The sequence below is a fragment of the Streptomyces sp. UH6 genome (assembly GCF_013421635.1).
GTDB lineage: Bacteria > Actinomycetota > Actinomycetes > Streptomycetales > Streptomycetaceae > Streptomyces > Streptomyces abyssomicinicus.
This window is the reverse complement of sequence record NZ_JACADT010000438.1, coordinates 1-4,615: the sequence shown is the minus strand read 5'-3', so window position 1 is coordinate 4,615 and position 4,615 is coordinate 1. Positions and strand designations below refer to the sequence as shown.

The 4,615-nt window shown below is 69.4% G+C and carries 5 protein-coding genes; 4 read left to right on the top strand and 1 reads right to left on the bottom strand.

The genetic code is table 11. The annotated features are described in order from the left end of the window. Nucleotides 1–149 precede the first annotated feature (149 nt). Both prfB and HW445_RS19355 read left to right on the top strand, forming a co-directional pair. On the top strand, nt 150–1,256 hold the full coding sequence (gene prfB, locus HW445_RS19360) for a peptide chain release factor 2 (RefSeq protein ID WP_180222253.1): 1,107 nt from the start codon (nt 150–152) through the stop codon (nt 1,254–1,256). Between the two features lie 245 nt (nt 1,257–1,501). Continuing rightward, entirely contained in the window at nt 1,502–2,245 is a 744-nt protein-coding gene (locus HW445_RS19355; protein WP_180222252.1) for an LPXTG cell wall anchor domain-containing protein, read from the top strand. A gap of 124 nt (nt 2,246–2,369) precedes the next feature. Here the strand turns inward: HW445_RS19355 and HW445_RS19350 are convergent, their stop codons facing one another. After that, nucleotides 2,370–2,546, bottom strand: coding sequence for a hypothetical protein (locus HW445_RS19350; protein ID WP_180222251.1), 177 nt, complete (start codon nt 2,544–2,546; stop codon nt 2,370–2,372). A gap of 246 nt (nt 2,547–2,792) precedes the next feature. Between HW445_RS19350 and ftsE the strand changes: the two genes are divergently transcribed. After that, on the top strand, nt 2,793–3,482 hold the full coding sequence (ftsE, locus tag HW445_RS19345; protein WP_151775149.1) for a cell division ATP-binding protein FtsE: 690 nt from the start codon (nt 2,793–2,795) through the stop codon (nt 3,480–3,482). Between the two features lie 31 nt (nt 3,483–3,513). Next, nucleotides 3,514–4,431, top strand: a complete 918-nt coding sequence (gene ftsX, locus HW445_RS19340) for a permease-like cell division protein FtsX (protein ID WP_151775148.1) — start codon at nt 3,514–3,516, stop codon at nt 4,429–4,431. The last annotated feature ends 184 nt before the right edge of the window (nt 4,432–4,615 follow it).

The window sequence follows — 4,615 nt, the reverse complement described above, 5'->3', positions numbered from 1 at the left end:
GCGGCGGCGACGCGGAGCCCCCGACGGCCCCCGGCATCTCCTCGTCGGCCCCCTGACCGTCCCCGGTCCTCCCCGGGCCCCCCGTGGCGCTCCTTCTCGTGCCAGGGGTGTGGCCCTGGCCACCGGAGGGAGCCGTTACGCTGGAGGGCGTGGCAGTCGTCGATGTATCCGAAGAGCTGAAGTCCCTCTCCTCGACCATGGAGTCGATCGAGGCCGTCCTGGACCTCGACAGGCTGAGGGCAGACATCGCCGTGCTCGAGGAGCAGGCGGCCGCGCCCTCCCTCTGGGACAACCCGGACGAGGCGCAGAAGATCACCAGCAAGCTGTCGCACCTGCAGGCGGAGGTGCGCAAGGCGGAGGCCCTCCGCGGCCGCATCGACGACCTCGCCGTCCTCTTCGAGATGGCCGAGGAGGAGGACGACCCGGAGACCAAGGCCGAGGCCGAGGCCGAGCTCGTCGCCGTGAAGAAGGCGCTCGACGAGATGGAGGTCCGCACCCTCCTCTCCGGCGAGTACGACGCCCGCGAGGCGCTGGTCAACATCCGCGCCGAGGCCGGCGGCGTCGACGCCGCCGACTTCGCCGAGCAGCTCCAGCGCATGTACCTGCGCTGGGCCGAGCGTCACGGCTACAAGACCGACGTCTACGAGACCTCCTACGCGGAGGAGGCCGGCATCAAGTCGACCACCTTCGTCGTCCAGGCCCCGTACGCCTACGGCACCCTCTCCGTCGAGCAGGGCACGCACCGGCTGGTCCGCATCTCCCCGTTCGACAACCAGGGCCGCCGCCAGACCTCCTTCGCGGGCGTCGAGATCCTGCCGGTCGTCGAGCAGACGGACCACATCGAGATCGACGAGTCCGAGCTGCGCGTGGACGTGTACCGCTCCTCCGGCCCCGGCGGCCAGGGCGTCAACACGACCGACTCCGCGGTCCGCCTGACCCACATCCCGACCGGCATCGTCGTCTCCTGCCAGAACGAGCGGTCGCAGATCCAGAACAAGGCGACGGCGATGAACGTCCTCCAGGCCAAGCTGCTCGAGCGGCGCCGCCAGGAGGAGCAGGCCAAGATGGACGCCCTCAAGGGCGACGGCGGCAACAGCTGGGGCAACCAGATGCGGTCGTACGTCCTGCACCCGTACCAGATGGTCAAGGACCTGCGGACGGAGTTCGAGGTCGGCAACCCGCAGTCCGTCCTGGACGGCGAGATCGACGGTTTCCTCGAGGCCGGTATCCGCTGGCGCAAGCAGCAGGAGAAGTAGCCGGTAGCCCGGTCGGTACGATCACCGCACATTTTTACGCAACTGCCGCCTTCCGGGCGGCAGTTGTCGTTTTGTGCACGTGACGTGAAGTAACTTGACGACGCTTTGGTTTATCGGAAGGGTTAGGTTCGGCGTGCGTTGACGGGGGCGCATGTGAACCGGGGGCCGGTCGAGACGACGCCCCCGTCGATCACCACCCCCAGGACGCGGCCTCCCTGACTACAGCTACTGGGGGTAGCAGACACATGAGCAGAAAGACACGGGTCCGCGTCGCGCGGATCGTCGCGGGCGCGGTGATAGCGGCCGGCGCGTCGCTGACCGCGGCGGGCGCGGCCTCGGCCTTCGGCGGCGACGACGTCGAGATCGGCATCAACAGCGGTGAGACCGACGGCGGCACCTCCGAGGGCGGTACCTCCGAGGGCGGCACCGACGGCAGCACCGACGGCGCCTTCGGCGGCGTGATCGAGGGCGGGATCGGCGGGGACGACTCCTCCGGCACCTCCGACGGTGCGATCGGCGGGGACGACTCCTCCGGCACCTCCGACGGTGCGATCGGCGGGGACGACTCCTCCGGCACCTCCGACGGTGCGATCGGCGGCGACGACTCCTCCGGCACCTCCGACGGCGCCGTCGGAGGCGACGACTCCGAGGGCAACGAGAACGGCGGCAGCAGCGGCAACGGCGGCGGCAACGGCAACGGTGGCGGCAACGGCAACGGTGGCGGCGGCAACGGCGGCAACGGTGGCGGCAACGGCGGCCTGGACCCCGACCTCGGCGGTCAGGAGCCCCAGGGCGGCGAGGGCAACCTCGTCGACACCGGCTCCGAGGACTCCACCGCCCCGCAGGGCGGCGGCGACGAGCTGGCCGAGACCGGTGCCGCGGAGACCACGTTCCTGCTGATCGGCGCCGCGACGATGATCGCCGGCGGCATCGGCTTCCGGGTCCTCCCGCGCCTGATGGAGGGCCGCGGCGGCGCCGCTGCCGCCTGACGGACGGCGACCCGCCGAACGAGCGAAGGGCGGGGCGGGACGGCATCGGCCGTCCCGCCCCGCCCCTTGTCGTCCGCTCCAGGGAAACGGGTCCCGCTTCCGCTCACGCCGGGCAGGCGGGCCCTCAGCGCGCCAGCAGCGCCGCCGCCGTGGTCAGGACCACCAGGAGGGCCAGCAGCGCCCCCGGCGTCAGCCCGCCGAACGGCTGCTGCATCCGCTCACGGTTCGCGCGGCACACGGGGCACCGCCCCTCGCTGACCGGCGCCGCGCAGTTGGCGCATACCAATCGGTCGTACGTCATGCGCCCGCCCTCCTCGCGCCGCTTCCGTCATGCCCAACGTTCACGGGAACGATGCTGTTCCCTCTTCCACTGTGCCAGGTCCGGCGCGAGGCGGTCCCCCCGTTACCCCCGCATCCCTTCCACAAACTGTTCCGAATGCGACGACAAAAGGGGCAAGGCGCGCGCAACCAGGTCCGGCGACTGCGGCCGGTACCCGCATTCGCGTATGGTCACGCACATCTACCCCCGGCGACTCGTGGTGTTTCCGTGATCCGATTCGACAACGTCACCAAGGTCTACCCCAAGCAGAACCGCCCCGCCCTGAGGGACATCACCCTCGAGGTCGAGCGCGGCGAGTTCGTGTTCCTGGTGGGCTCCTCCGGCTCCGGAAAGTCCACCTTCCTGAGGCTGATCCTCCGCGAGGAGCGGACCACCCAGGGACAGGTGCACGTGCTGGGCAAGGACCTCGCACGCCTCTCCAACTGGAAGGTGCCCCAGATGCGCCGCCAGCTGGGGAACGTGTTCCAGGACTTCCGGCTCCTCCCCAACAAGACCGTCGGCGAGAACGTCGCCTTCGCCCAGGAGGTGATCGGCAAGTCCCGCGGCGAGATCCGCAAGTCCGTCCCCCAGGTGCTCGACCTGGTCGGCCTGGGCGGCAAGGAGGACCGCATGCCGGGCGAGCTGTCCGGCGGTGAGCAGCAGCGTGTGGCGATCGCCAGGGCCTTCGTCAACCGGCCCAAGCTGCTCATCTGCGACGAGCCCACCGGCAACCTCGACCCGCAGACCTCCGTCGGCATCATGAAGCTGCTCGACCGGATCAACCGGACGGGCACCACCGTGGTGATGGCGACGCACGACCAGAACATCGTGGACCAGATGCGCAAGCGCGTCATCGAGCTGGAGAAGGGCCGCCTCGTCCGCGACCAGGCGCGCGGCGTCTACGGCTACCAGCACTGATCCCCGTCCACGGAAAGGCCTGACAAGAGCCATGCGGCTTCAGTTCGTCATGTCGGAGATCCGTGTGGGTCTCCGCCGCAACCTCACGATGACCTTCGCGGTCGTCGTGTCCGTCGCTCTCTCGCTCACCCTGCTCGGCGGCGCCATCCTGCTGCGCGACCAGGTGAGCGCCATGAAGGGCTACTGGTACGACAAGGTCAACGTCTCGATCTTCCTCTGCAACAAGAGCGACGCCGAGTCCGACCCCAACTGTGCCAAGGGCGCCGTCACGAACGACCAGAAGGAACAGATCAAGGCGGATCTCGCCGACATGGCGATCGTCGACGACGTGGTGCACGAGACGCAGGACCAGGCGTACGACCACTACAAGGAGCAGTTCGGCGACTCCCCGCTGGCGGCGACCCTCACCCCGGACCAGATGCAGGAGTCGTACCGCATCAAGCTGACCGACCCGGAGAAGTACGAGGTCATCGCCACGGCCTTCGACGGCCGCGAGGGCGTGCAGTCGGTGCAGGACCAGAAGGGCATCCTCGACAACCTCTTCACCATGCTGGGCATGCTCTCGACGGCCGCGCTGGCGCTGATGGCGGTCATGCTGATCGTCGCGATGCTGCTGATCGTCAACACGGTGCGCGTCTCCGCGTTCAGCCGCCGCCGGGAGACCGGCATCATGCGGCTGGTGGGCGCCTCCGGCTTCTACATCCAGGCCCCGTTCATCATGGAGGCGGCGGTCGCCGGACTCATCGGCGGCGCGCTCGCCTGCGTCTTCCTGGTGCTCGGCCGGTTCTTCACCATCGACAGCGGCATGGCCCTCTCCGAGCGGCTCACGCTCATCAACTTCGTCGGCTGGGACGCCCTTCTGACGAAGCTTCCGCTGATCCTCGCGATCAGCTTCCTGATGCCCGCGCTGGCGGCCTTCTTCGCCCTGCGCAAGTACCTGAAGGTGTGACGCATCCCAAGAGGGCCGCGGGGGCAACCGCCCCTGCGGCCCTCTCGCGTTGTCCTAGACTCCCCCTCATGTCAGGCCCCGACCCGTTCTGTCAGACCCGCACCACCCGCCCCACCCGTCCGATTCGTCGCGGGGCGGCCCTGACGACCCTGGCCCTCGCGGGCGTCCTGGTGGCGTCCGGCGC